General features: G+C 73.4%; 20 protein-coding genes and 2 tRNA genes. 2 read left to right on the top strand and 20 right to left on the bottom strand.

The features are described 5' to 3' along the window. Nucleotides 1-82 precede the first annotated feature (82 nt). From KBX43_RS27315 to KBX43_RS27300, 4 genes are all read right to left on the bottom strand, one after another. Nucleotides 83-159 (bottom strand) — tRNA-Ile (locus tag KBX43_RS27315). 125 nt (nt 160-284) lie between these two features. After that, nucleotides 285-1,520, bottom strand: coding sequence for an FAD-dependent oxidoreductase (locus tag KBX43_RS27310; RefSeq protein WP_166456706.1), 1,236 nt, complete (start codon nt 1,518-1,520; stop codon nt 285-287). Beyond that, nucleotides 1,513-3,648, bottom strand: a complete 2,136-nt coding sequence (locus tag KBX43_RS27305; protein ID WP_064448175.1) for an MMPL family transporter — start codon at nt 3,646-3,648, stop codon at nt 1,513-1,515. Before KBX43_RS27305 ends, KBX43_RS27310 begins: the two co-directional genes overlap by 8 nt. 174 nt (nt 3,649-3,822) lie before the next feature. Next, nucleotides 3,823-3,895: transfer RNA gene (locus KBX43_RS27300), tRNA-Asn, on the bottom strand. A 268-nt stretch (nt 3,896-4,163) separates the two neighbouring features. Here KBX43_RS27300 and KBX43_RS27295 point away from each other — a divergent pair. Both KBX43_RS27295 and KBX43_RS27290 read left to right on the top strand, forming a co-directional pair. Next, nucleotides 4,164-4,559: a hypothetical protein gene (locus KBX43_RS27295; protein ID WP_030503967.1), complete on the top strand. Its 396-nt coding sequence runs from the start codon at nt 4,164-4,166 to the stop codon at nt 4,557-4,559. Between the two features lie 96 nt (nt 4,560-4,655). After that, complete coding sequence (locus tag KBX43_RS27290) at nt 4,656-5,840, top strand: ROK family transcriptional regulator (protein WP_210887870.1); 1,185 nt, start codon at nt 4,656-4,658, stop codon at nt 5,838-5,840. A 109-nt stretch (nt 5,841-5,949) separates the two neighbouring features. Here the strand turns inward: KBX43_RS27290 and KBX43_RS27285 are convergent, their stop codons facing one another. The 16 genes from KBX43_RS27285 to KBX43_RS27210 all read right to left on the bottom strand — a co-directional run bounded on the left by KBX43_RS27285 (nt 5,950) and on the right by KBX43_RS27210 (nt 26,726). Beyond that, nucleotides 5,950-6,957, bottom strand: coding sequence for a sugar phosphate isomerase/epimerase (locus tag KBX43_RS27285; protein ID WP_043329109.1), 1,008 nt, complete (start codon nt 6,955-6,957; stop codon nt 5,950-5,952). Between the two features lie 174 nt (nt 6,958-7,131). Next, entirely contained in the window at nt 7,132-9,228 is a 2,097-nt protein-coding gene (locus tag KBX43_RS27280) for a ThuA domain-containing protein (protein WP_210887867.1), read from the bottom strand. Nucleotides 9,229-9,248: 20 nt separating this feature from the next. Then, a complete protein-coding gene (locus KBX43_RS27275; protein WP_187693117.1) occupies nt 9,249-12,083 on the bottom strand; it encodes an RICIN domain-containing protein in 2,835 nt (944 codons plus the stop codon). A gap of 222 nt (nt 12,084-12,305) precedes the next feature. Further along, nucleotides 12,306-13,373, bottom strand: coding sequence for a polyprenyl synthetase family protein (locus tag KBX43_RS27270; RefSeq protein WP_043329105.1), 1,068 nt, complete (start codon nt 13,371-13,373; stop codon nt 12,306-12,308). Continuing rightward, nucleotides 13,370-14,764: an alkaline phosphatase family protein gene (locus KBX43_RS27265; protein WP_210887864.1), complete on the bottom strand. Its 1,395-nt coding sequence runs from the start codon at nt 14,762-14,764 to the stop codon at nt 13,370-13,372. Before KBX43_RS27265 ends, KBX43_RS27270 begins: the two co-directional genes overlap by 4 nt. Nucleotides 14,765-14,822: 58 nt before the next feature. Then, the gene (gene eboE, locus KBX43_RS27260) at nt 14,823-16,010 is read right to left on the bottom strand and encodes a metabolite traffic protein EboE (protein ID WP_210887861.1); all 1,188 of its coding nucleotides are present in this window, start codon (nt 16,008-16,010) and stop codon (nt 14,823-14,825) included. Then, nucleotides 16,010-16,861, bottom strand: a complete 852-nt coding sequence (locus KBX43_RS27255; RefSeq protein ID WP_104115026.1) for a TatD family hydrolase — start codon at nt 16,859-16,861, stop codon at nt 16,010-16,012. The genes eboE and KBX43_RS27255 overlap by 1 nt, the downstream gene beginning before the upstream one ends. Nucleotide 16,862: 1 nt before the next feature. After that, complete coding sequence (locus KBX43_RS27250; RefSeq protein ID WP_210887858.1) at nt 16,863-17,468, bottom strand: EboA domain-containing protein; 606 nt, start codon at nt 17,466-17,468, stop codon at nt 16,863-16,865. 34 nt (nt 17,469-17,502) lie between these two features. After that, nucleotides 17,503-18,378: a sugar phosphate isomerase/epimerase gene (locus KBX43_RS27245; RefSeq protein ID WP_210887854.1), complete on the bottom strand. Its 876-nt coding sequence runs from the start codon at nt 18,376-18,378 to the stop codon at nt 17,503-17,505. Beyond that, complete coding sequence (locus KBX43_RS27240; protein WP_210887850.1) at nt 18,375-19,283, bottom strand: SCO3242 family prenyltransferase; 909 nt, start codon at nt 19,281-19,283, stop codon at nt 18,375-18,377. The genes KBX43_RS27245 and KBX43_RS27240 overlap by 4 nt, the downstream gene beginning before the upstream one ends. Beyond that, nucleotides 19,280-20,320: an inositol-3-phosphate synthase gene (locus KBX43_RS27235; RefSeq protein ID WP_247677782.1), complete on the bottom strand. Its 1,041-nt coding sequence runs from the start codon at nt 20,318-20,320 to the stop codon at nt 19,280-19,282. The genes KBX43_RS27240 and KBX43_RS27235 overlap by 4 nt, the downstream gene beginning before the upstream one ends. A gap of 206 nt (nt 20,321-20,526) precedes the next feature. Beyond that, nucleotides 20,527-21,699: a Gfo/Idh/MocA family protein gene (locus KBX43_RS27230; RefSeq protein ID WP_374226026.1), complete on the bottom strand. Its 1,173-nt coding sequence runs from the start codon at nt 21,697-21,699 to the stop codon at nt 20,527-20,529. A 53-nt stretch (nt 21,700-21,752) separates the two neighbouring features. Further along, the gene (locus KBX43_RS27225) at nt 21,753-22,805 is read right to left on the bottom strand and encodes a substrate-binding domain-containing protein (RefSeq protein ID WP_043329088.1); all 1,053 of its coding nucleotides are present in this window, start codon (nt 22,803-22,805) and stop codon (nt 21,753-21,755) included. Between the two features lie 92 nt (nt 22,806-22,897). Beyond that, complete coding sequence (locus KBX43_RS27220; RefSeq protein WP_166456718.1) at nt 22,898-23,986, bottom strand: ABC transporter permease; 1,089 nt, start codon at nt 23,984-23,986, stop codon at nt 22,898-22,900. Further along, entirely contained in the window at nt 23,983-25,551 is a 1,569-nt protein-coding gene (locus KBX43_RS27215) for a sugar ABC transporter ATP-binding protein (RefSeq protein ID WP_166456719.1), read from the bottom strand. The genes KBX43_RS27220 and KBX43_RS27215 overlap by 4 nt, the downstream gene beginning before the upstream one ends. Further along, nucleotides 25,548-26,726, bottom strand: coding sequence for an ROK family protein (locus KBX43_RS27210; protein ID WP_043329082.1), 1,179 nt, complete (start codon nt 26,724-26,726; stop codon nt 25,548-25,550). The genes KBX43_RS27215 and KBX43_RS27210 overlap by 4 nt, the downstream gene beginning before the upstream one ends. Nucleotides 26,727-26,763: the final 37 nt, after the last annotated feature.

The following is a 26,763-nucleotide window of genomic DNA, read 5'->3' as shown; positions in this document are numbered from 1 at the left end:
GACCTGTCCCCGAAATGTCCCCACACAGACAGCGAACGGCCCTCCGGCCGATAACCGAAGGACCGTTTCACCTGCTCAACAATGGTGGGGCGGGCGGGGTTCGAACCCGCGACCGAGGGATTATGAGTCCCCTGCTCTAACCGGCTGAGCTACCGCCCCGTCACCGCGCCGGATCGTAACCCGCCGATCGTTTCGCGGACCACCACCGGCCGGGCGGAAAGACTACCGCGACAGCACGATGGGCTACGCGAGGATAACAACGCGCAACCCACCGGCCAACGGCTCTACGCGCGCCGCAGATCGGCGAGGACGGCGCCGACCGTGCGCCAGCCGCTGGCGAGCGCGCCCTGGATGGACGGGCTGTCCCGGTGGTCCCCGGCCACGTACAGGCCGTCGCCGAGCGCGACCGGCTTGCGCAGGCGGCCCTGCGGCGGCGGGGCGGCGGGCAGCGCGTCCGGCACGGTGACGGTGGTGAGGTGGGTCCAGTCGGCGGTGGAGCGGCCGTAGAGGCGGTCCAGCTCGCGGCGGATCACCGGTTCGGGTGGGGTCTGCGGGCCGACCACCGAGGTGGCGACCAGGTGCTGGCCATCCGGGGCGTACGTGGGCGCGGCCCGGCTCACCACCACCGTGTTGGCGATCGTTTCCCGCCGGTCGCCGTCGAGCAGCAGGATCGGCTCGTCCAGTGGCGCCGTCTCGGTGCGGTGGTAGTAGGTGGTGTAGGCGTGCATGCGTACCCTCGGCAGCCCGGGCAGCAGCGTGGCCGCCGCCGGCGGGTCGGCCGCGACCACGACGGCGCGGCAGGTGATCTCGCCGGACGGGGTGCGGACGCGGCCGGGCGCGACCTCGGTGACCGGGGTGTTCAGGTCGATCAGCTCGGCGGGCAGCGGCGCGGCGAGCGCCCGGGGCAGCGCCGCCATGCCGTCCGCGGGCAGGCCGATGCGGCCCCGGGCGAAGGAGCGCATGATGACCGCGAGGACGTGGCTGGAGGTGGCCAGCTCGCGGTCGAGCAGCACGCCGGACAGGAACGGCCGGAGCAGTTCCTCGATGATCGCGTCGGAGAGCCCGGCCCGGCGCAGCGCCTTCTCGGCGCTGGTCTCGGGTGTGTTGAGCAGCCGCCCGACCGGCAGCGTCGCGTAGCCGGCGGCGAGCGCGCCGAAGCGCAGCCGGTCGGTCAGTGTCCCGATGCCGGCGGTGAGCGTGGCGGGCGCGCCGGCGGGCTCGCGCAGCGGGTTGACGAGTCGTTCCAGCCGGTCGCCGCGGCGCACCAGCACGCCGGGCGTGAACCAGCCCATCTCGAGGGCGCCGACGTCGACCAGGCCGGCCAGCCGTGGGTACGCGGTGTTCAGCACCTGGAAGCCGCGGTCCAGCAGGAACCCGTCGACGCGGTCGGTGGCGACCCGCCCGCCGAGCCGGTCGCTCGCCTCCAGCAGCCGCCAGGGCACGCCGGCCCGGTGCAGCCGCCGGGCGGCGGCGAGACCGGCCAGGCCGCCGCCGACGACCACCACGTCGGTGTCAGGCACGGTCCACCCCCGCGCCGGCCCGGTCGCCCTCGCGGTGCGACCGCGACAACCGGCCCGGCCACCAGACCTTCGGCCCGATGTCGTACGCGAGCGCGGGCACCAGCAGCGAGCGGACCACTATGGTGTCGAGCAGGACGCCGACGGCGACGGCCACGCCCAGCTCGACGAGCACAACGAGCGGCAGTACGGCGAGCGCGGAGAACGTGGCGGCGAGCACGATGCCGGCGGAGGTGATCACGCCGCCGGTGACGGCCAGGCCGACGAGCACACCGGCGCGGGTGCCGCGGCGTACCGATTCCTCCCGGACCCGGCTCATCAGGAAGATGTTGTAGTCGATGCCGAGCGCGACCAGGAAGACGAACGCGAACAGCGGGAACGACTGGTCGACGCCGGGGAAGTCGAACACGTACTTGAACAGCAGCGCGCAGAGGCCGAGCGTGGCCAGGAACGACAGCACCACCGTGGCGATCAGCAGCACCGGGGCGACCAGGGCGCGCAGCAGCACGGCCAGGATGACCGCGATGACCAGCAGCACCACCGGGATGATCACGTTGCGGTCGCGGACGGAGGCGTCGGCGGTGTCCACGTTGATCGCGGTGAAGCCGCCGACCACGGCGTCCGCGCCGGGCACCCGGTGCACCGCCTCGCGCAGGTCGCGGATGGTCCGCTCGGCGCCGTTGCTGTCCGGCGCGTCGGCGAGCGTGACGTTGAGCTGCACCCGCCCGTCGACCACCTTGGGGGGCGCGTTCGGGTCGGGCGGGGCGTTCTCGCCGCGCTGGCCGAGCGGCAGCACCGAGGCGACTCCCGGTACGCCCTGCGCCACCTGGGCGACCTGCCGCGCGGTGTCCTGGGTGGTGAAGATGGTGGCGGGGCTGCCGGTGCCGGCCGGGAAGTGCCTGTCGATGACCTCCTGCCCGGCCACCGAGTCGGTGCGCTGGGTGAACAGCTGGGACTGGCCGAGCGTGGTGGCGCCGAGCTGGGTCACCCCGATCGCGAGCACGGCGAGCGCCACGGCGGTGACGACCCAGACCGTACGGGAGCGGCGCGCCACGAAGCCGGCGATCCGCGCCCAGATGCCGTGCTCGGCGCGCGGGTCGGCCTCGTCGTGCCGGGGCCGCCGGGGCCAGAACGCCCACCTGCCGCCGAGGACCAGCAGCGCGGGCAGGAACGTGAGCATCACCAGCAGCGTGGCGGCGATGCCGACGGCGCTGACCGGGCCGAGCGCCCGGTTGGAGTTGAGACTGGACAGCAGCAGGCAGAGCAGGCTGACGATGACTGTGGCGCCGGAGGCGACGATGGCCGGCGCGGCGCCCTTCCAGGCGGTCTTCATCGCGTCCCAGGGCCGCTCGTGCCGGTGCAGTTCCTCCCGGTAGCGGGCGATGAGCAGCAGCGCGTAGTCGGTGCCGGCGCCGAACACGAGCACGGTGAGGATGCCCTGCGCCTGCCCGTTGAGCTTGACGATGTCGTGGTCGGCGAGCAGGTAGACGAAGACGGCCGCCAGCGAGTACGACATCCCGGCGGCCAGCAGCGGGAAGATCCACAGCACCGGGCTGCGGTAGACGACGAGGAGGATGACCAGGACCACGGTGAGGGTGACGAGCAGCAGCGGTCCGTCGATCGCGCCGAACACCTCGATCAGGTCGCCGAGCAGCCCGGCGGGTCCGGCGACGTCGACGGTGAGCCCGTCGCGGTCCGGGCCGGCGATGTCGCGCAGGCGTTCCACCACCGCGCGGATCTGTTCGCCCTCGCCGCTGTCGATCGGCACGATCACCTGGGCGGCCTGCCGGTCCTGGCTGACGACCGGTGGCGGCAGCGGGCCGACCACGCCCGGTACGTCGGCGAAGCGGGCCGCGTCGGCCTGGATCCGTTGCTGGTCGGCCGGGGTGAGGCCACCGGCGCGTTCGTAGACCACGAGCGCCGGCGTGGTCTCCCGGTCGACGAATCCGGCGGCCAGGTCCTGCGCGCGGGTGGCCTCGGCGTCGGCCGGCAGGAAGGAGGCGTTGTCGTTGGTGGAGACCTCGCCGAGCTTGCCCGAGTACGGCCCGGCGACGCCGCCGATGATCAGCCAGCCGAGCACCACGGCTACCGCGATCAGCGTCGCGGTCCAGCGGCTGCGTCCTGCGGCCATCTCCACCGTCCTCGAATCGACGCAACAATCGACGCAGCGGGAGTCTAGGTCGACGCCGACCATCCTGCCGGGCGACTGACGACTCGCGGGCGGAAACCGGGCAGCCGGGACACGCGAGGGGCCGGAACGGGAAACGCCCGCCGGCAGGGCCGACGGGCGTGACGTGGAGCGAAGCTCCCCCGATTGGACTCGAACCAATAACCTGCCGGTTAACAGCCGGCTGCTCTGCCAATTGAGCTACAGGGGACCGTGCACCGCTCGGATCGGATCTCTCCGCTCCGTGCGACGGGGACAAGAGTACAGGACATCGGGGGGTTGTGCGCCAGGGGGTTACCGGAGGAGGACCGGACCGGCGGACGCGCCAGGATTACGGACAAATCGTCATCTCGGCACAGGGAGGCATGAGCGGAGAGCAGGATGGGTAGTTAGCCGTCGACAGAGAACGCAGGCGCAAGATGGTCGTTCCGCCGAGCCGGCGGAAATCGGCAAGAGCGTCAGGTACGGAAGGAGCCGCCATGCGCGGAAAGATCATGTTTCTTGGCGGGCTGGCTGCGGGATTCGTCCTGGGCGCCCGTGCCGGCCGGGAGAAGTACGAGGAGCTGGTGGTCCGGGGGCGCAAGGTGCTCGACCACCCGACCGTCCAGGAGGCGGCCGGGGTCGCGCAGGCCCAGGCGACCCGGCTCTACTCCGAGGGCAAGGACAAGCTGGGGCAGACCAAGCTGGGTGAGAAGCTCGCCACCGGCAACGGTGGCAAGCCGGGCATGACCGAGGCCGACAAGCCGTTCGCGGGCACGCCGGCCGCGGTCGGCAGCCGCAGCGCCAACGGCACGGGCTCGACCAGTTCGACCAGCGCGTCCGGCTCGACCACGACCGGCACGAGCACCAAGCCGTCCACCGGCAACACGCTCTGACGCAAGCGGACAGCGGGCCGGTCACCTCCGGGTGACCGGCCCGCTCCCGTGTGCTCGGGCGCCGATGTGGCACATTCTCCGTGGGGAGGTGACCACATGCCGATGGTCGGACCGGAAACGGCGGATCAGGCGCGGCTGCTGCGCCTGCTGCGCGACGACGGCCCGCGGTCCCGGGTCGAGCTGACCGACCTCCTCGGCCTGCCGCGGGCCCGGTTCGCCGCCGAGGTGGACCGGTTGACCGCGCTGGGCCTGGTGGAGAGCGCCGGCCCGGCTGCCTCGCGGGGCGGGCGACGGTCGTCGCTGCTGCGCATCGGCGCGCAGGTCCGGTTCGGCGCGGTGCTCGTCGGCGGCGGCACGCTGCGGGTCGCGCTCACCGACGGCGAGCTGAACCCGCTGGCCCGGCACGACGAGCCGGTGGACGTCCGGCTCGGCCCGGACGTGGTGGTCGGACGCATGGTCGAGCTGCTCGGCAAGCTTCGCGTCGAGGCGGGTCTGACGTCGCTGACCGGCGTCGGTGTCGCGCTGCCCGCGCCGGTCGAGGTCCGCGACGGCACGCCGGTCTCCCCGCCGGCCCTGCCCGGCTGGCACCGCTTCCCGGTACGCGACACGCTCGCCGCCGAGCTGGGCTGCCCGGTGCAGGTCGACAACGACGCCAACGCGATGGCCCTCGGTGAACGGCACGCCGGCACCGGCCGCCCGTTCGACGACTTCCTCGCTGTCAAGCTGGGCGACGCGGTCGGCTGCGGGCTGGTGCTCGCCGGTTCGCTCTACCGGGGCGCGGCCAGCGGGGCCGGCGACATCGGCCACCTCCAGCTCAGCGAGGACGGGCCGCTCTGCGGCTGCGGCAACAACGGGTGCGTCGAGGCGTACTGCGGGGATGCCGCGCTGGTGCGGGAGGCGGTGACGGCCGCGCGGGCCGGGCGCTCCACGGTGCTCGCGGACCGGCTGGCCGCGGCCGGGACGCTGGCGATGGCCGACGTGGCGGCGGCGGCCACCGAGGGCGACCCGGCGGCGCAGACCATCGTCCGCGACGCCGCCCGCCGGCTCGGGCAGGTGCTGGTCGGGCTGGTCAGCTTCGTCAACCCGGCCATCGTCATCATCGGGGGCGCGCCGGCCGGGATCGGGCCGGTCCTGCTCGCCGAGATCCGGGGCGTGGTCTACCGGCGCTCCACACCGCTGGCCACCGGCAGCCTGCCGATCGTCCTGTCCGACCTCGGCGACACCGCCGCCCTGATCGGCGCGGCCCGCCTGGTGAGCGACCAGGTCTACGCCGCCCGCTGACCCCCGCCCTCACCTCACCCCGTCGATCTTGCACTTGCGGCCCTCCCGAAACGGGCATAAGCGGCATCACGTGGGCCGCAAGTGCAAGATCGCGAGCGCAGGAGGAGGGTCAGTCGCGGCTGCTGAAGGCGGCGTCGAAGGCGGCGCTCGGGGCGTCGAAGGCCAGGCGGCGGACGAACTGGAGCGCCTCCGGCGCGCCGACCAGGCGGTCCATGCCGGCGTCCTCCCACTCGACCGAGATCGGGCCGTCGTAGCCGATCGCGTTCAGCGCCCGGAAGCAGTCCTCCCACGGCACGTCACCGTGGCCGGTGGAGACGAAGTCCCAGCCGCGCCGCAGGTCGGCCCAGGGCAGGTGGGAGGAGAGCCGGCCGCGGCGGCCGTCCCCGGTACGGACCTTCGCGTCCTTGCAGTCGACGTGGTAGATCCGGTCGGCGAAGTCGAAGATGAAGTTCACCGGGTCCAGCTCCTGCCAGACGAAGTGCGACGGGTCCCAGTTGAGCCCGAACGCCTCCCGGTGCCCGATCGCCTCCAGCGTCCGCTTGGTGGTCCAGTAGTCGTACGCGATCTCGCTGGGGTGCACCTCGTGCGCGAACCGCACGCCCACCTCGTCGAACACGTCCAGGATCGGGTTCCACCTGTCGGCGAAGTCCTGGTAGCCGCGCTCGATCATGGCCGGTGGCACCGGCGGGAACATGGCCACCGTGTGCCAGATGGACGAGCCGGTGAAGCCGACGACGGTGCGTACGCCGAGTTTCGCCGCCGCCCGCGCGGTGTCCTTGATCTCCTCGGCGGCCCGCTGCCGCACCCCTTCCGGCTCGCCGTCGCCCCAGATCCGGGCCGGCAGGATGTCCTGGTGCCGCTCGTCGATCGGGTGGTCGCAGACGGCCTGCCCGACCAGGTGGTTGGAGATGGCGAACACCTGAAGGTTGTGCTTGGCCAGGGTGGCCCGCTTGCGCTCGACGTACGAGTCGTCGGCGAGCGCCTTGTCCACCTCGAAGTGGTCGCCCCAGCAGGCGATCTCCAGCCCGTCGTAGCCCCACTCGGCGGCGAGCCGGCAGACCTCGTCGAACGGAAGGTCGGCCCACTGGCCGGTGAAGAGCGTGATGGGTCGCGCCATTGTCCTTCTCCCCTGTGGTGATGGGGGATTCCGTCGCGGACCGGGGCGAGGACGACCGGAGGCGGCGGCCTGAGGGCACCGGTGGACGCCGGAGCGTCTGCCTCCCGGGCGGGTTGCGCCTCCCGCCGGGTCACCGGCCACCTCGCGGTCGCCGCCTCCACTCTATGGCCTACCTCAGGGCAGGGTCCAGCGCTGGTTCGCCGCGCCCGTGCACGTCCACAGGTGCACCGCCGTGCCGTCGGCCGAGTTGTTGCCGGACACGTCCAGGCACTTGCCCGACGACGGGTTGCGCAGCGTCCCGTCCGCCTGCGCCGACCAGGTCTGCGCGCCGGTGCCGTTGCACGACCACAACTGGATCTTCGTGCCGTTCGCGGTGCCGCCGCCGGAGACGTCCAGGCACTTGCCCAGCGCCTTCACCGGCCCGTTCGGCGTCACCGTCCACGTCTGCGCCGTCGAGCCGTTGCAGGTGTAGAGCTGGATCTGGGTGCCGTCCGCCGACGAGGCGTTCCGCACGTCCAGGCACTTGCCGGCCAGCCCCTTGATCGGGCCGGTGCCACCGCTTGCGGTGCCGCGGACCAGCGTGAAGTCGTCCACGTCGAACAGGCCGGTGCCGCTGCCGGCGAACGTCAGGTGCACGGTCTGCGTACCGGAGGGCACGCCGGTGAGCGCGGTGGACACGTCGGCGAACGTGGTCCAGCTGCCGGTGTTCGGCACCGCCACCTGGCCGAGCAGCGGTCCGGTCGGCGAGCCGGTCCGCACCTGGAGCGTGCCGCCGGGGCCGCCGGAGACCACCCGGGCGCGCAGCGACGTCACACCGGTCAGGTCCAGCCCCGGGTACGCGGCCCAGTCGCCCGGATCCACGTACCCCAGGGTCTGGCCGCCGTTGGCGCCGGCCTTGGGGTACGCGCTGACGCCGCTGGCCGAACCGAACGCCTCGGCCTGGACCGTGGTGTTGCCGGTCGGCGGCGGCGTCCCGCCCAGTTCCTTGATCCGGATGTTGCGGAACGACACGTCGTCGCCGGTGCCGTGGTTCTGGATGCCGACGTGCCCGGCGAGCGACCGCACCGGATCGGTGTTTGTGAAGTCGTTGATGCGTACGCCGTTGAGGAACACCTGCAGCCGTTCCCCTTCGACCAGGATCTCGTAGGTGTTCCACTCCCCCGCCGGGTTCAGCGCCGCGTCCCGGGCCGCCAGGTCGGCGGACTTGAAGCCGTAGATCGCGCCGGTGGTCCGGTCGGCGGCGTCGGTGGGGTCGATCTGGATCTCGTAGCCGTTGTCCACCGCCGAGTTCGGGTCGCTCGACGGCGGGAAGCCGACGAACACGCCCGAGTTGTCGTCACCGGCCAGCCGCCAGTCCAGCTTCAGCGAGTAGTTGGTGAACTGCTTCGCGCTGTACCAGTACAGGCCCATGCCGCCGACCGAGGTGAGCGTGGCGTCGGTGTTGGTGAAGCTGCCCGGCCCGGCCTGCGACCAGCCGGTGGTGCCGCCGTTGTAGAGCGCGGTGTAGCCGGTTTCCGGCCGGCAGTCGGCCTTCGTGCGCCCGGCCGCGTAGCGGATGCCGCCGAGCAGATGGTTGCGGAACGCCGCGTCGGCGTAGGAGGCCTGGGTGTGGCCGCCGCCGGTGTAGAAGGACCGGCCACCGCTGTACGTCTTGCACCAGGCGTGCGGGTGGTCGCCGCCCATCGAGCCGCCCGAGTACGAGGACTCGTCGAGACTGGCCAGCACGTGCGCGGTGGAGCGGGCGTTGGAGCGGTAGTCGTACCACTCGTCGGTGCGGTTCCACTGCTGCGGCAGGTGCGCGGTGGCCGCGTGCGCCCGGTCCTCCACCTTGACGGTGGCCGGCTGGATGGCCGGGTGGGACGCGAACCACGCGCCGACGAGGTTGCCGTAGAACGGCCAGTCGTACTCGGTGTCGGCGGCTGAGTGCACGCCGACGTACCCGCCCCCGGCGCCGATGTACGCCTCGAACGCCGACTGCTGGCTGGCGTTGAGGACGTCCCCGGTGGTGTTGAGGAAGATCACCGCCTCGAAACGGGCCAGGTTGGCGGTGGTGAACTGGGCGGCGTCCTCGGTCGCGGTGACGGTGAAGTTGTTCGCCGCGCCAAGCTCCCGTACGGCCTGCGTGCCGACCGCGATGGAGTCGTGGCGGAAGCCGGCGGTCTTGGAGAAGACGAGCACGTCGTAGGGGGCGTCGGCGGCGCTCGCCGGGGCGGCGGCGCTGGTGGCGGCCACGGCGGTCACCGCGACCAGCGCGATACGGAGGAGTCTCATCGGCGTTCTTCCTTCCCACCTCACGGCAGCGTCCACTTCTGGTTTGCCGCACCCGTGCAGGTCCACAGGTGCACCGCCGTGCCGTCGGCCGAGTTGTTGCCGGACACGTCGAGGCACTTGCCGGACTGCGGGTTGCGCAGCGTCCCGTCGGCCTGCGCCGACCAGTTCTGCGCGCCGGTGCCGTTGCACGCGTAGAGCTGGATCTTCGTGCCGTCCGCGCTGGCCCCGCCGGACACGTCCAGGCACTTGCCGAGCGCCTTCACCGTGGCGTTCGGCGTCACGGTCCACGACTGCGCCGTCGTGCCGTTGCAGGTGTAGAGCTGGATCTGGGTGCCGTCGGCGGTGGCGGCGTTGCGCACGTCCAGGCACTTGCCGGCCAGGCCCTTCACCGGGCCGGTGCGCACGGCCGACGTGGTGAGCGTGAACGCGTCCAGGTCGTAGAGCGCCCCGGTGCCACCGGCGAACGTCAGATAGAGCGTGGTGGTGCCGGCCGGCGGATTGGCGATCGTGCCGGTGACTGTGGTGAACGTGTCCCAGGCGCCGGTGACCGGGACGGTGGCCGAGCCGAGCACGGCGCCGGTGGCCGAGCCGGCCCGTACCTGGAGCGTGCCGCCGGCCCCGGCGGACGACACCCGGGCGGTGAACCCGGTGGCGTCGGCGAGCAGGTACGGCTGGAACGCGATCCAGTCCCCGTTGTGGATGTCGCCGACGGTCTTGCCGCCCTCGGCGGTGGCCTTGTCGAACGTGTTGATCCCGGACGAGGTCTTGAAGTGCTCGGCCTGCCGGTGCCGGGGCTGGAGCGTGTGCTGGGTGTGCGTGGTGAGGCCGCCGGAGTCGGTGTACTCGGCGTCGAAGACCGCGAAGATGTTCGCCGCGTCGTCGTGCTCACCGTCGACGGGTACGGCGATCGAGCCGGTGCAGCCGGTCGCCGAGGTGATCTGGTGGCCGTGCTGGTCGTGGCCAAGCACGTAGGTCATCTTGACCTTCGTGCAGTCGATGGTGGCGTCCTCCGGGTCGGTGACGGTGATCCGGAACGGCACGGTGTCGCCGAAGGAGAACAGCTTGCCGTTGCCGGGTGTCTCGATGACCACAGTCGGGGCGGTGTTGCCGACGGTGATCGTCACGCTGGCGGTGCCGGTGGCGCCCTGCGGGTCGCGCACCGTGAGCGTGGCGGTGTACCTGCCGTTGGCGGTGTAGGTGTGCGAGGGGTTCGCCGCGGTGGAGGTGCCGCCGTCGCCGAACGTCCAGGCGTACGTCAGCGCGCCGCCCTCCGGGTCGGACGAGCCGGCCGAGGAGAAGGCCACCGCGAGCGGCGCGGCGCCGGAGGTCCGGTCGGCGGCGGCGCGGGCCACCGGGGCGCGGTTGGCGCCGCCCAGGTAGTCGAAGCGGTACAGCGCCGAGTTGGCGTCGCCGTTGAAGTAGCCGGTGCCGTAGTCGAGCACGTAGTACGCCCCGTCCGGGCCGAACGCGGAGTCCATCACCTGCTTGCCGGTCCACGGGAAGCTGTCGATGGTGCCGGGTGAGCCGTCCGCGTTGACGTGGATCGGCTTGATCCAGCCCCGGCCGAACTCGGTGGCGAAGAACTGCCCGTCGAACGACTGCGGGAACTTGGTGGTGGACGGGTTCGCCGCGTCGTACCGGTAGACCGGACCGCCCATCGGCGACTCGGAGCCGCCGCCGAACTCGGGCGGGCTGCCCGCGTCACCGGCGTAGCGGATCCAGGACGGCTTCGCCGCCGGCAGCGTGGTCAGGCCGGTGTTGCGGAACGAGTTGTTCGTCGGCCCGCCCGTGCAGTCGTACTTCGGTCCGGCGGCGCCGGTGGCGAAGTCCCATTCGGCGTACGTCTCGGCGGCCGTGTTGGTGCCGGTGCAGTACGGCCAGCCGTAGTTGCCGGGCCCGGTGACCCGGTTGAACTCGACCTGCCCGGACGGGCCGCGGGCGGTGGTGGTGCCGGCGTCCGGCCCGTAGTCGCCCACGTAGACGACGCCGGTGGCCTTGTCGACGCTGATCCGGAACGGGTTGCGGAAGCCCATCGCGTAGATCTCCGGGCGGGTCCGCGCGGTGCCGGGCGCGAAGAGGTTGCCGGCCGGGATCGAGTACGTGCCGTTGGCGTTCACCTTGATCCGCAGGATCTTGCCCCGCAGGTCGTTGGTGTTGCCGGCGCTGCGCTGCGCGTCGTACCCGGGGTTGCGGTTGGTGCGCTCGTCGATCGGCGCGTATCCGGCCGAGTCGAACGGGTTGGTGTCGTCGCCGGTGGACAGGTAGAGGTTGCCGGCGGCGTCGAAGTCGATGTCACCGCCGACGTGGCAGCACAGCCCCCGGTCGGCCGGTACGTCGAGCACGTCGACCTTGCTGGCCTGGTTGAGCGTGAAGTCGGCGTTGAGCGTGAACCGGGACAGCCGGTTGACGCCCTGCCAGGCGGAGAAGTCGGTGCCGGTGGCGGGCGCGTCGCCGGCGGGGGTGGACAGCGGCGGCGCGTAGTAGAGGTAGATGTGCCGGTTGGAGGCGAAGCCGGGGTCGACGCCGACGCCCTGGAGCCCCTCCTCGTCGTGGGTGTAGACCGGCAGCGTGCCGATGACTGTGGTGGCGCCGGCCGCGTCGGTGCGGCGCAGCGTGCCGTTGCGGGCGGTGTGCAGGACCGACCGGTCGGGCAGCACCGCCAGGGACATCGGTTCGCCGGTCTCGGCGACGCCGCGGGCGAGTTCGACCTGCTGGAAGTCGCTCGCCGTGATCGGGTGGGCGGACGCCGGGACGGGCGCCGCGGCCGCTGTGACGGTGCCGGCGGTGGCCGCGAGCAGCAGCGCTGCGGCAGCGGCGAACGGTCGTCGGGCACGGGGGTGGTGGTGGCTGGACATGCTGTGCTGTCCCTTCCTGACGCGCGCAGCCAGGACCGGGCGCGCGTCGCGCCGGATGCCGAGCGGGGGATGCTGCGCCTCGGCGAGGCGGGCGGTACGGGGGCGGATCGCCTCGTCGGGTCAGCTAGGTACTGCGCACGACATTAAAACCTTTCGATCAGCCTGTCCATAGCTTCTGATCGATCGGCTTACACTTTCGCCGCCACGCGACAAAAGTAGGTGTCACTCGCGGCGGTCGACAGCCCGCTCCACGAGCGCGGCGAGCACCCGCCGGGCCGGCTCCGCGAGCCCCGCCGCGTCCAGCGCGACCACTGCCGCGTCGGCCCGGGTACGGATCATCCGCTCCACCGCCTCCCGGGCGCCGGACTCCTCGACGATGCCCCGCACCTCGGCGGCGCCCGCCTGATCCAGCGCCGGATCGCCGACCAGCTCGCGCAGCCGGGCCACCCCGGCCGGGGAGGCGGACGCCCGGGCCAGCGCCAGCAGCACCGTCGGCTTGCCCTCGCGCAGGTCGTCCAGATTGGACTTGCCGGTCACCGCCGGATCGCCGAAGACGCCGAGGACGTCGTCGCGGAGCTGGAACGCGTCCCCGAGCGGATCGCCGAACCCGGCCAGCGCCGCCACCTCCGCCGGCGTCGCGCCGGCCAGCGCGGCGCCGATCTGCACCGGACGGGTCACCGTGTAACGGGCCGTCTTCAGCCGCACCACGGCGAGCGCGCTCGCCACCGAACCGTCCCCGGCCGCCGCGACCACGTCCAGGTACTCCCCCGCGATCACCTCCGAGCGCATCCGGGCCAGCAGGACCTGCCCGCCGCGCAGCCGCTCGGGCGGCAACCCGCAGCCGTGGAACATCTGCGCCGACCAGGTGGCGCAGAGGTCCCCGCAGAGCACCGCCGCCTGCCGGCCGTACGCCGCCGGGTCGCCGCGCCAGCCGGACCGCTCGTGCAGGTCGGCGAAGAAGCGGTGCAGCGTGGGCGCGCCCCGGCGGCGGTCACTGCGGTCCACGATGTCGTCGTGGATCAGCGCGAACGCGTGGAACAGCTCCAGCGACGCCGCGGCCACCACGATCGGCCGCTCGTCCGGGCCGCCGAAGCCCCGCCAGCCCCAGTAGCAGAACAGCGGTCGCAGCCGCTTCCCGCCGGCCAGCACGAACCGGCGCAAAGCGGAGTGAACAGTCCCCGTACCGTCGTCCGGCCGACCCGGCCCTCTCGCGTCCAGGAACGCGGCGAGCTCGGCGTCGAAACGGCCCCGAAGCAGGGCCGGGTCGGTCGGTGCGACGGTCACGGTCATGGTGCCTCCCAGGCCAATCCGGCGAGTTCCAGCAACAACGCCTTCACATCGGTCGCCTCCACCCGGGGCCGGATCGCGGCCGGGTCGGAGCAGAGCAGCACCGGGCCGTCCGCCGGATCGGCCGGCAGGCGCCCGTGCGAACCACGCACCGCCCGCGCCCCGGCGTCCAGCCCGACCACGTTCATCAGATAGCGCAGACCGAGCTTCTTGCGCGCCAGCGCCACCGCCGCACGACGTTTCGCCGCGCCCGGAGCGGCCGGATCGAAGAACAGCTCGGCCGGGTCGTAGCCCGGCTTACGGTGGATCTCCACCAGCCGCGCGAAGTCGGGTGCCCGCGCGTCGTCCAGCCAGTAGTAGTAGGTGAACCAGGAGTCCGGCTCGGCCACCAGCACCAACTCGCCCGAGCGGGGATGGTCCAGGCCGTACCCGCCCTGCCCGGCGGCGTCCAGCACCTCGGCCACGCCGGGCAGCGCCGCGCAGAGCTTCGCCACCGCCGGCACGTCCGCCGGATCCCGGACGTAGACGTGCGCCACCTGGTGGTCGGCCACCGCGAACGCGCGTGACGTCCACGGGTCGAGGTATTCCATCCCGGCCTGGGTGTAGACCCGCAGCAATCCTTCGGCGCGCAGCAGCCGGTTCACGTCCACCGGGCGGGACACGTCGGTGATGCCGTACTCGGACAACGCCACCACAGTAGCGTCCCGATCACGGGCCGCGTCCAGCAGCGGGCCGAGCACGGTGTCCAGCTCCGCCGCCGCGGCGGCGGCCTCCGGCCCGGACGGACCGAAGCGTTGCAGGTCGTAGTCCAGATGCGGCAGGTAGACAAGGGTCAGGTCGGGGGCGTGGTCGGCGAGGATCCGCTGCGCGGCCCGGCTGATCCACGCCGAGGACGGCAGTCCCGCGCCCGGCCCCCAGTAGCTGAACAGCGGGAACGTGCCGAGCGCGTCGGTGAGCGTGTCCCGCAGCCGCGGCGGGTCGGTCCAGCAGTCCGGCTCCTTGCGCCCGTCGGCGTGGTAGACCGGGCGCGGCGTGACCGTCCAGTCCACGTCCGCGCCCATCGCGTACCACCAGCAGACGTTCGCGACCCGGTAGCCCGGCTCGACGCGGCGGGCCGCCTGCCACACCTTCTCGCCGCCGACCAGCGCGTTGTGCTGCCGCCAGAGCAGCACCTCGCCCAGGTCGCGGAAGTACCAGCCGTTGCCCACCACGCCGTGCCCGGCGGGCAGCTCGCCGGTGAGGAACGTGGACTGCGCCGAGCAGGTCACCGCCGGCAGCACGGTGCCCAGCTCGGCGGCGAACCCGGCGTCGGCCACCGCGCGCAGCCGGGGCATGTGCGCCAGCAGCCGCGGGGTCAGCCCGACCACGTCGAGCACCACCAGCCGCCGGCTCATGCGGTGCCGGCCTTCGTTCGCGACTGCGGGGCTCGCAGGACCGGCTCACTCCTCGCGCTCACGAGGACATCACCGCCGTCGGCGCCAGCCCGAGCGCGGTCAGCTCGTCGCGGGCGAAGGCCAGCTCGGCGGCGATGCCGGCGGCCAGCTCCGCGTCGCCGCGCGGCCGCCGCGCCTCCGGCAGCACCCCCCAGGTGTACGTCTCGACGTCGAGGTGGTCGCAGCCGGCGGCCGGACCGGCGAACAGCGCGGCGAGCGCCTCCCGCAGCACCGGCACCGTGGAGCGCAGCGGCGGTTCGGGCGGGGCGTGCAGCGGCACGTGGTAGTGCACCCGCCAGGCACCGGGCAGCCCCGCGTCGAGCGCGGCGTCGAGGTCGTCGGCCGCGTACGCCGGATCGGCCGGATCGGTTGCGCCGGCGCAACCGGCCGCGCGGGTCTGGTGCAGGAACCTCGGCTCGACGAAGCGGCGCAACGCCGCGCCCGCCCCGGCCGGATCGGGCGCCTCGACGGCGGCGGACACCTGGACCTTCACCACGGGGAGACCGGCGGCACGCAGCCCGGCCAGGGCATCCGCCGGCTGCTCCCAGGCGCACGCCAGGTGTGCGAGGTCCAGGCAGATCCCGAGCCGGTCGGTATCCATGGCTGAGAATACCTCGCGTGCTTGTCCCGTCGACTCCACCAGGCAGCCGGGTTCCGGCTCGAAGCCGACCCGGATCACCCGGCCGGTCTCCCGCTGCACCGCGGCCAGCCCGTCGGCCAGCGCGTCGAGCCGGCGCCGGGCGGTCGCGGCGCGCGCGGTGTCCCACGGCGTACGCCAGGCCAGCGGCAGCGTCGAGACCGACCCGTGGACCGCGTCGTCGGGCAGCAGGTCGGCCAGCACCCGGGCCAGGTCCAGCGTGTACGCCGAGCGCTGCGGCGTGGTCCAGTCCGGGTGGTACACCGCGCCCTTGACCACCGGGGCCTGGAACGCGGCGTACGGGAAGCCGTTGAGCGTGACCACCTCCAGGCCCCGTACGGTCAGCTCGTGACGCAGCCGGCGGCGGGCCGCCGGGTCGGCGGCGAGCGCGGCGGCCACCGGCGCGGCCAGCCAGAGCCCGAGCCCGAGCAGGTCGGCGCCGAGCGCCCGGCGCACCGCTACCGCGTACGTGTCGAGCTGGGCGACGATGCCGGGCAGGTCCTCGGCCGGGTGGACGTTCGTGCAGTAGCCGAGATGGACGGTCGTGCCGTCGGCGTGGCGCAGCCGCATCATTCGCCTCCGCGCAGGATCGAGTTGCCGGCGAAGGTGGGGTCGCTCGCCTCCAGGGCGGTCAGGTCGAGCCGGCCGGACTGGCCGTAGAACTCGACCGGGTTGCGCCACAGCACCCGGTCCACGTCGTCGGCGCTGAACCCGGCCAGCTGCATCGCCTCCCCGGTGGCCCGGGTCAGCAGCGGGTCCGACCGCCCCCAGTCGGCGGCCGAGTTGACCAGCATCCGCTCGGTCCCGTACCGCTTCAGCAGCTCGACCATGCGCGGCGGCGACATCTTCGTCTCCGGGTAGATGGAGAAGCCCAGCCAGCAGCCGGTGTCCCGGACCAGCCCCACAGTCACCTCGTTGAGGTGGTCGACGAGCACCCGTTCCGGCGCGATGTCCGACTCGGCGACCACGTCGAGCGTGCGCCGTACGCCGCGTGCCTTGTCCCGGTGCGGCGTGTGCACCAGCGCGGGCAGGTCGTACGCGACGGCCAGGGCGAGCTGCCCGGCCAGCGCGGCGTCCTCGGCCGGCGTCATCGCGTCGTAGCCGATCTCACCGACGGCCACCACGCCGTCCTTGTCCAGGTAGCGGGGCAGCAGGTCGAGCACCGGGCGGCAGCGCGGGTCGTTCGCCTCCTTCGGGTTGAGCGCCACTGTGGCGTGGTGCCGGATGCCGAACTGCCCGGCCCGGAACGGCTCCCAGCCGATCAGCGAGTCGAAGTAGTCCACGAAGCTGTCCACGCTGGTGCGCGGCTGGCCCAGCCAGAACGCCGGCTCGACCAGCGCGCGGACCCCGGCGGCGGCCATCCGCTCGTAGTCGTCGGTGGTGCGGGACGTCATGTGGATGTGCGGGTCGAAGATGCGCATGTCACGCCTCCGGGGTGGGGATGGTCAGCCGGCGCAGCAGGTCGGCCGCGTCGTCGGGCATGGTCCGGCCGGCGGCGTGCCGCTCGGCGGCGTACGCGGCGAGCATCCGGGCCAGCTCGCCGTCGGCCCGCTCCGGCAGGTCGTCGACCACCGCCAGGGGCACGCCGGTGAACACGCACTTGAGCACCGCCTGCCGCCAGACCGGCTGCTCCAGGTGCCGGGCGTACGGGCCGAGCGCGGCGGCGACCAGCCGGGTGTCGTTTGTGCGGATCGCGTCGTGCAGCAGCGGCACGCACTCCGCGCCGATGGGCAGCAGCGGCAGCGCGCGCAGCACGGCGCGTTTCTCGGCGGCGTCGCCCTGCCGGTAGAGCGTCTCGGCCGCGGCGGCGTGGCCGTTCGGCAGCGTGGTCAGCAGCAGCGCGCGGGCCGCCTCGTCGGCCGTCCAGCCGGGCGGGTCGGGCAGCGGCCCGCGACCGCACCGCCGGGCGGCGGTGGCGAAGAACCGTTCGATCGCCGTGGGTTCGGTCGCGACGCGGCGCAGCGCCGCGTCCAGCCACTGCGGATCGGGTACGCCCCGAAGCGCGGCGCGCAGTCGGTCGGGTGTCATGCCGTCTCCCCTCTGCCGGGTGGAAGGTGGTGGGTCACCGCCCCTCGCCGCGCGAGGCGGCGGCGCGCAGGAAGTCCAGTGAGCGGGCGGCGACGGCCGGTGCCGCGTGCGAGTGCCGGGGCAGCTCCACCGCCACCAGCCCGCGGTAGCCGGCGTCGGCCAGGGCACGCAGCACCGGCGGGAAGTCGATCTCGCCGGCGCCGAACTTCAGGTGTTCGTGCACGCCTCGGCGCATGTCGTCGATCTGCACGTTGACCAGGTGCGCGGCGACCTCGGACACGCACCGCGGCACCGGCAGCGGCTCCAGGCACCGGCAGTGCCCGATGTCGAGCGTGATGCCGAAGCCGGGCGGCGCGCCGAGCGCCTCGCGCAGCCGCCGCCACCCGGCGACGTCCTCGACGAACATGCCCGGCTCCGGTTCGAAGCCCAGCGGCACGCCCGCCTCCGCCGCCTCGGCGCAGACCACCGCGCAGCCCGCTACGAGGCGGTCGGCGGCGACGTCGGGCGGTACGCCGGGCGGGCGTACGCCGGCCCAGAAGGAGACCGCCTCCGCGCCCAGGTCGGCGCCGATCCGCACGGCCCGGCGCAGGAACTCCACCCGCCGGGCCGGGTCGTCGTGCAGCAGCGTCGGCGCGTGCTTGTGCCAGGGGTCGAGCAGGTAGCGGGCGCCGGTCTCGACCACCACCGCCAGCCCGAGCGCGTCCAGCCGGCGGCGCACGGCGGCCACCCGGCGGACCAGGCCGGGGGCGAACGGGTCCAGGTGGTCGTGGTCCAGGGTGAGCGCGACGCCCTGGTAGCCGAGGTCGGCGAGAACGGCGAGCGCGTCACCGAGGCGGTGGTTGGCGAAGCCGTTGGTGCCGTACCCGAAACGCAGCGCGCCCGGGCCGGGCAGCGGGTCGGCGGCGGTCATGTCGGGGAGATCAGTCGGGCCAGGCGGCGGCCGAGCGGGGCGGCGCCGGCCACGGCGAGGCCGAGCAGCCGCGCCCCGGCGCGGGCGGTGAGCGAACCCTGCAAGGCGGGCAGCCCGGTGATCCCGGCCCCGACGGCGGCGCGCACCCGGGCCGGTGACGGATCGGCGAGTACCCGGGCCTGCGCCCGGCCGTACCGGACGGCGTACCCGGCCGCGAGCACCGCCGGCACCAGCTCCCCGAGCCGAAGGAAGGGCCCCCTCTTAACGCATCCGGTAGAGGAGGGGGCCCCGCTTAACACGGTGGGCCGGGCCGGGGTGGTGAACGCGATCAGCGCGGTGCCGGCCAGCGTGAGGCCCGGCAGACGCCGGTCCGCGCCGGTCACCTCGCGGCGGGACAGCGCGGTCACCGTCCAGGTGTGCGCGGCGACGGTGAGCGCTGCGGGCAGCGCCCGGACCACCCGGCCGCCGGACGCGCCGAGCAGCACGTCCAGCCCTCGGCACGCGGCCATCACCGCCGGGCCGGCGGCGGTGTTCTTCGCGCGCAGGTCGTACCCCCAGATCGTGGCCGCGAGTGGCAGCGCGACAGCCGCCGCCCGGCGGCCCCCGGCGGCGGTGGCGACCGCGAGCCCGGCGGCGGTGAGGCCGGACGCGACGCCGAGCGCGACGGCCGGGCGCACCCGGCCGGACGGGATCGGCCGCTCCGGCCGTTCGACAGCGTCCAGCCGCCGGTCGGCCCAGTCGTTGGCGGCCATTCCGGCCCAGTAGAGCAGCACCGACGCGCCGGCCAGGGCGGGCGTACGGCGGTCCAGCGCACCGGCCGCGGCGGCACCGGAGAGCACATCCCCGGGTACGGAGAGCGCGGCCGGCGCCCGGACCAGGTCGGCCAGGTCGGCCAGGCGGGTCACGGCGTCGCCCGGGCGTGCAGGCCGGCGGCGTGCGCGGCGGCGGTGAGCCGGGCCAGGTCCAGCACGAGCGGCGCGGCGAGCGCCGAGTCGCAGCCGTGCCAGGTGAACTCCATCCGCATGCGGGTGCCGAGAAAACCGGCGAACGTGATCAGGTCCCAGGCGGTCTTGAAGTCGCCCAGCTCCTCGACGTACTCGATCCGGGTGTGGCCCTGGGGCAGGTAGCCGAGCGTCTCGGCGAGCACCCGCTGCTTGCTGCCGACCTTGGCGGCGTTGGCGGCCGGGTCGGCGAGCGTGGCGCCGTCGCCGCCGCCGAGCAGGTTCGTGCCGGACCAGGAGCGCACGGCGAGGTGCCGCATCGCGAACATCGGCGCGAGCACCGACTTGAGCAGCGTCTCGCCGGTCTTGCCGTCGTGCCCGGCGTACGGCAGCCCGCGTTCGGCGGCGAGCGCGGCCAGGGCCGGCAGGCGGGCGCCGGTGGACGGGGTGAAGTCCACGTACGGGCAGCCGGCGGTGAACGCCGCGTACGCGTAGGCAGAGCTGGGCGGCAGCACGCCGGCCGGGCCGGTCAGCGCGTCGCGCAGCGTGGCCAGGTCGTGGTGGGCCGGGTGCGGTGCGGGCGCCGGCTCGGTGGCGGCGACGTTCACCACCACCACCCGGTCCAGCCCGTGCCGGGTGCGGAACCCGGTCAGGTCGCGCACCACGGCGGCGATCCGCTCGCCCTGGTCGCCCTCGGCCGGCGCGGGTCGCAGCGCCGCCTCGACGGCGGCCAGGTCCGGCGCGACGGCGTCGGCCAGCCGGGCGGGCAGCACGCCGGCGGCGGCGAGCGCCTCGGCGCGTTTGGTGAGCGGGGTGGCGACCACGTCGTGGCCGCCGAAGACGAGATCGGCGAAGCCCGGCAGGGCGGGCCCGCGCAGGTCGGGCAGCTCGGTCACGCATCCGGTCGGCGCGGTGAGCCCGGCCCGCAGGGCCAGCCCGCCGACCACGGCGGTGGTGGCGACCGAGCCGCGCGCACCCACCAGCCACACACCCGTACGCATTCGCGCTACCTCCCCAGGTAAGGCCGGTCCGCCGGTGCGGCCGGGGAATCCCGGTCCGGCCGCACCGGAGGGCCGTGCTGGTCGTGCCGGCGGACACCGGCGGCACGCTCCCCGGAGCCGGCCTCGTCCCCGCCGCGGGGCGCAACCGCGGCGGGCCCTCGCCGGCCGGCGCCGGTGAGTGTCGGGCGGGCCTGGCCCGCCTCGGATCAGGCGGAAGCTTCGGCCAGCGCGGGCTCCACCTCCGTCCAGGCGGCCCGCTCGGCCGAGCGGGTCACCGCGTCGAGCACGAGCTGGACCTGCAGCGCGTCGGCGAACGACGGGGCCGGGTCGGCGCCGGTGGCGACCGCCTCGATGAAGTCGCGCGCCTGGTGGGTGAAGGAGTGCTCGTAGCCGATGATGTGGCCGGGCGGCCACCACGCACCCAGGTACGGGTGGTCCGGCTCGGTCACCAGGATCCGGCTGAAGCCCTGCTCGGCGGCGGGCCGGGTGGCGTCCAGGAACTCCAGCTCGTTGAGGCGTTCCAGGTCGAACACGACGCTGCCACGCGAGCCGTTGATCTCGACGCGCAGGGCGTTCTTGCGGCCGGTGGCGAACCGGGTCGCCTCGTACGTGGCGAGCGCTCCCCCGTCGAGCCGGGCCACGAACACCGCCGCGTCGTCCACTGTCACCTGGCCCATGGCGCTGCCGTTGCCGTCGGCCTGCGCGGCCAGGCCGCTCGACCCGGCGACGAGTGGCCGCTGGCGGACGAACGTCTCGGTCAGCGCGCTGACGCCGCTGACGAGCTGACCTGTGACGTACTGGGTCAGGTCGATGATGTGTGCGCCGATGTCGCCGAGCGCGCCGGAGCCCGCCCTGTCCTTCTGCAACCGCCACACCAGCGGGAACTGCGGGTCGACGATCCAGTCCTGGAGGTAGACCGCCCGGACGTGCCGGATCTCGCCGATCCGCCCGTCGGCCACCAGCTGCCGCATCAGGGCGACAGCGGGCACCCGCCGGTAGTTGAAGCCGCACATCGCGCGTACCCCGGACTCGCGGGCCCGGGCCGCGGCCCCGGTCATCTCGCGGGCCTCGGCGACGCTGTTCGCCAGCGGCTTCTCGCACAGCACGTGCTTGCCCGCGGCGAGCGCGGCGAGCGCGATCTCGCGGTGGCTGTCCCCCGGCGTGCAGATGTCGACCACGTCGATCTCGTCGGACTCGACGAGCCGCCGCCAGTCGGTGGTGTAGCCGTCCCAGCCGAGCCGGTCGGCGGCCTCGGCCACCTTCGGCTCGTCCCGGCCGCAGACGAGCGCCATCCGTACCCGGGACGGCAGGTCGAACACCCGGTTCACGGTGCGCCACGCCTGGGAGTGCGCGGCGCCCATGAACGCGTAGCCGACCATGCCGACCCGCAGGATGCTGTCGTGACTGGACAAGGTGGGTCTCCCCCCGTGTGTCAGAACCCGAGCTTCAGGTAGTCGCTCGCGTTCTCCTTGGTGATCGTCTCGGAGGCGAGCACGATCTCCTTCGGTACCTGGAGTTCGACCAGGTCGGACATGCCCTTGCCCTGGCCGATCAGGCGGGCCAGGGAGATGGCCGAGGAGGCCATCGACGGGCTGTAGGTGACTGTGGCCTTGAGGACCGTGTTGTCGGCGGCGATGTCCTCCATGGCCTTCTTGGAGCCGGCGCCGCCGACCATGATGAATTCCTTGCGGTTGGCCTGGTTGACGGCCGCGAGCACGCCGATGCCCTGGTCGTCGTCGTGGTTCCAGACCGCGTCGATCTTCGGCAGTGCCTGGAACAGGCCGGTGGCGGCCTGCTGCCCGGAGTCGACTGTGAACTCGGCGGGGCGCCGGTTGGCGACCTTGAACCCGTACGAGGCGAGCGTGTCGGCGAACCCCTTGGACCGTTCCTGGGTCAGCTCCAGCGACTCGATGCCGGGGATCTCGCCGATCACCGGGTTGCTCACGCCCTTGGTCTTGAGCTGCTCGGCGATGTACGTGGCGGCGGCCACCCCCATGCCGTAGTTGTCGCCCTTGATCTGGCACCGGTAGGCGCGCGCGTCCGGGAAGGCCCGGTCCAGGTTCACCACCGGGATGCCGGCCTTCATCGCCTCCAGGCCGAACGCGTTGAGTTCCTTGCCGTCGTGCGGCAGCAGCACGATCACGTCGGGCTTCTGCGAGATCAGCGTGGACAGCGCCGCCCGCTGGGCCGCCGCGTCCGCGCCGGCCTCGACCGACTTCAGCTCCACGTCCTGGTACGCCCCGGCCTGCGCCTTGGCGTTGTTCGTGATGGCGGCGATCCAGCCGTGGTCGGCGGCCGGGGCGGAGAAGCCGATGGTCACCTTCTTGCCCGGCTCGGTGTTGGCGCCGGAACCGGCCGCCTTGGTCTGTGCCTCGGTCGGGCTCTGCTCGTTGCTGGTGCAACCGGCGAGCAGCACCCCGGCGGAGACCGCGGCCCCGCCGAAGAGCAGCCGGCGGCGGGACAGGTCATGGCGCGGTGTTCTCATGACGCCTCCTGGGATGAGGTGGTGGGGTGGTTTCGGGTGTGGCGGGCCGGACCGCAGTCGGTACGACTGCAGCCTGGTGTGCGCGGGTGGGGTCAGGTGGTGGTGGCCCGGTTGCGGGCGAGGAACTGGGTGAGGCTGCCGAACTGCACCTGCTGGACCAGGACGGCGGCGACGATGATGCCGCCCTTGACCATGTTCTGGGCCTCGGCGGAGAGGTTGTTGATGGCGAACAGGTTGGTGATCGTGGAGAAGATGATCACCCCGAGCAGGGAGCCGATGATCGTGCCCCGCCCGCCGCTGAGCAGCGTGCCGCCGATGATCGCGGCGGCGATCGCGTCCAGCTCGTAGAGGTTGGCCATCGCCGCCTGTGCGGAGGTGGCCTGCGCGGTCAGCATGACCGCGGCGATGCCGCAGCACAGGCCGGACAGCGCGTAGAGGAGCACCGTGTGCCGGCGCACGTTGATGCCGGCGAGCCGGGCCGCCTCCGGGTTGCCGCCGACCGCCACCGTACGGCGGCCGAACGTGGTCCGGTTCAACAGCACCCAGCCGGCCGCCACCACCGCCACCAGGATGTAGACCAGCAGCGGAATGCCGAGCACGTTCGTGCTGGCGATGCCGTTGATGAACGTGTTGCCCGACACCTGGGTCTGCTTGTCGGAGATCTCCGCCGCCAGCCCCCGGGCGGCGACGAGCATCGCCAGCGTGGCGATGAACGGCACCAGCCGCCCGTACGACACGAGCAGCCCGTTCACTACGCCGACGGCGAGCCCGACGGTCAGCGCGGTGAAGATCATGCCGCCCGCGCCGTAGCTCTGCGTGGCGACAGTGGTGCACCAGACCCCGGCCAGCGCGACGATCGCGCCGACCGACAGGTCGATGCCGCCGCCGATGATCACGAAGGTCATGCCGACGGTGACCACGCCGACCACCGAGGCGAGCTTGAGAATGGTGAGCGTGTTGCCCCACACCCAGTTCGGGTCGCCGTAGAGGTCGGGGCGGGTCAGGATGCCGATGACCACCAGCACGACGAGCGTGGCGAGCAGGCCGAGGTTGCGCTTGACGCCCTCCCCGCCGTCGCCGCGCCACCAGGAGAGCTTCGCCGGCGCGTCGACCTTGGCGGTCTCCGCCCGCTCCACCGGCGGCGACTGCGCGGGCAGGGCGGATTCGGTTACATCGCTCATGCCGGTGCGCCTTCCATGAGGGACCCCGCCATGACGAGGTCGAGCACGGTGTTCTCGTCCAGTTCGCCGGCCGGCGCCTCGCGGACCACCCGGCCCTCCCGCATCACCAGCACCCGGTCGGCCAGGCCCAGCACCTCGGGCACCTCGCTGGAGACCAGCAGCACCCCGACGCCCCGGGCGGCCAGATCGCGGATCACCTGGTACAGCTCGGCGCGGGCGCCCACGTCCACGCCCCGGGTCGGCTCGTCGAGCAGCAGCAGCCGGGTGTCACCGAGCAGCCACCGGCCGACCACCACCTTCTGCTGGTTGCCGCCGGACAGCGTGCGCACCGGCCGCCGAACGTCGCGGGGCCGCAGCTCCAGCGACTCGGCGATCCGGTCCGCCTCGGCGCGTTCCCGCCCGGCGTCCGTGAACCCGAGGCGGGCGTACCTGCCGAACGTGGCGAGCGTGACGTTGCGGTAGATCGGTTCACCCAGCAGCAGCGCCTGGCTCTTGCGCTCCTCCGGCGCCATGCCCATCCCGGCCCGCACCGCCGCGCCCACACTGCCGGGACGCAGCGCCCGGCCGTTCACCCGGACCGTCCCGGCGTGCGCCCGGCGCGCGCCGAAGATGGTCTCCAGCAGCTCCGACCGGCCCGAGCCGACCAGCCCGGCGATGCCGACGATCTCTCCCGCCCGGACCCGGAGCGAGACGTCGGCGAACTCGCCGGGCCGGGTCAGCCCGTCCACCCGCAGCAGCTCCGCGCCGCCCCCGTGGTCGGCCGGGCGCTGCGGGAAGACGTACTCGATGGTCCGGCCCGTCATCCGGGCGACCAGGTCGCGGGTCGGCGTCTCGCGGGCCGGCAGGCTCGCCGCCGTGGTCCGGCCGTCCTTGAGTACGGTGACCCGGTCGCCGATCTCGCGGATCTCCTCCAGCCGGTGCGAGATGTAGATGACAGCGATGCCCTGCGCGGTGAGTTCCCGGATGATCCGGAACAGGTTCGCCACCTCGTCGTGGGCCAGCACCGCGCTCGGCTCGTCCATGATGATCAGCCGGGCCTCGTGGGAGAGCGCCCGCGCCATGCTGACGATCTGCTTGCCGGCGGCGGGCAGGTGCCGCACCAGCCGCCCCGGCGGGATCTCCGGGTGGCCGAGCCGGGCCAGGATCTGCCGGGTACGCCGGGCCATGTGCCCCCGCCGGACGAAGCCGAACCGGCGCGGCTCGTGGCCGAGGAACGCGTTCTCCGCCACCGACAGGTCGTCGACCAGGTCGAGTTCCTGGTAGATCGTGGCGATGCCGGCGCGCATGGCGGCCTGCGGGTTGGCGAACGACGCCGGCTCGCCCCGCCACACGACCTCACCGGAGTCCGGCCGATGCACCCCGGCCAGCACCTTGATCAGTGTGGACTTGCCGGCGCCGTTCTGCCCCAGCAGGCAGTGCACCTCACCGGCCCGCACCTCGAGTTGCACGCCGTCGAGCGCGCGTACCCCCGGGAACGTCTTGACGACGTCGGTGAGGCGCAGGACCACCTCGCCCGCGACGGCGTCCGCGGGCGCCTCGACCAGTGGTTTCCCGGTGTCGCTCATGCTGCTTCTCCGAACGCGAGGTCGCTGGCGAGCACGGCGGCGCCGGCGACGCCGGCGCGCGGGCCCAGTTCGGACAGGACGACCGGCAGGTTGCCGGTGGCCAGCGGCAGCGAACGGCGGTAGACCACGCTGCGGATCTCGGCGAGCAGGATGTGGCCGAGCTGGGCCAGTCCGCCGCCGATCACGATCATCGACGGGTTGGTGAAGCTGACCAGCCCGGCCAGTACGCTGCCGACCCGCCGGCCGCCGTCCCGGATGAGCTGGATGCAGGAGACGTCCCCCTCGATCGCCCCCTGCGCCACGTCCAGCGCGGTCACCACACCCCGGGCGGCGAACCGCTCGGCCAGCGCCGGGGAGACCTCGGTGCGGGCCGCGACAGTCGCCTCGCGGGCCAGCGCGGCGCCGCTGAACACCGCCTCCAGACAGCCGACGTTGCCGCAGGAACACATCGGGCCGTTCGGGTCGACCTGGATGTGGCCGATGTCCCCGGCGCAGCCGTCGGTGCCCCGGTAGACCTCGCCGTGCAGGTAGATGCCACAGCCGATGCCGGTGCCGATCTTGATGAACAGGAAGTCGTCGACCGAGTGGGCCACGCCGCCGTGCCGCTCCCCGATCGCCATGATGTTGACGTCGTTGTCCACCACCGCCGGGCAGCCGTGCTCCCGGGTCAGCAGCTCGCGGACCGGGAACCGGTCCCACCCCGGCATGATCGGCGGGGAGACCGGCACGCCGTCGCGGAAGCTCACCGGCCCCGGTACGCCGATGCCGACCGCGTCGAGCCGCTCGTACGCGCCGTCCACCTTGGCCTTGTGCAGCAGCTCGTTGACGCGCTGGAGCGTCACCTTCGGGCCGGAGCGGATGTCGGCGGTCTCGGTGTAGGCGGCCACCGGCTCCAGCCGGCCGTTGACCACCTCCACGTCGATCGAGCTGGCGCCCAGGTCGACGGCGGCGAACCGCAGGTGCGGGCTCAGCTCGACCAGGGTGGAGCGCCGCCCGCCCCGGGAGGCGGCCAGCCCGGCCTCGGCCACGTACCCGAGGGAGACGAGCCGTTCCAGCTCGGCGAGCAGGCGCGGGCGGGGCATCTGGAGGCGGTCGCCGAGTTCGGCGCGGGACACCGCGCCCTCGTCCCGGAGCAGCCGCAGGAGCCGTACGTGCAGGGGGTCGACCGTCCGCACCGGCAGTCACCTCCGCATCGGAAGTCCGTCACATCGA

It is taken from the genome of Micromonospora sp. C41, assembly GCF_018070485.1.
Classification (GTDB): domain Bacteria; phylum Actinomycetota; class Actinomycetes; order Mycobacteriales; family Micromonosporaceae; genus Micromonospora; species Micromonospora chalcea.
This window is presented reverse-complemented; position numbering and strand designations above follow the sequence as displayed.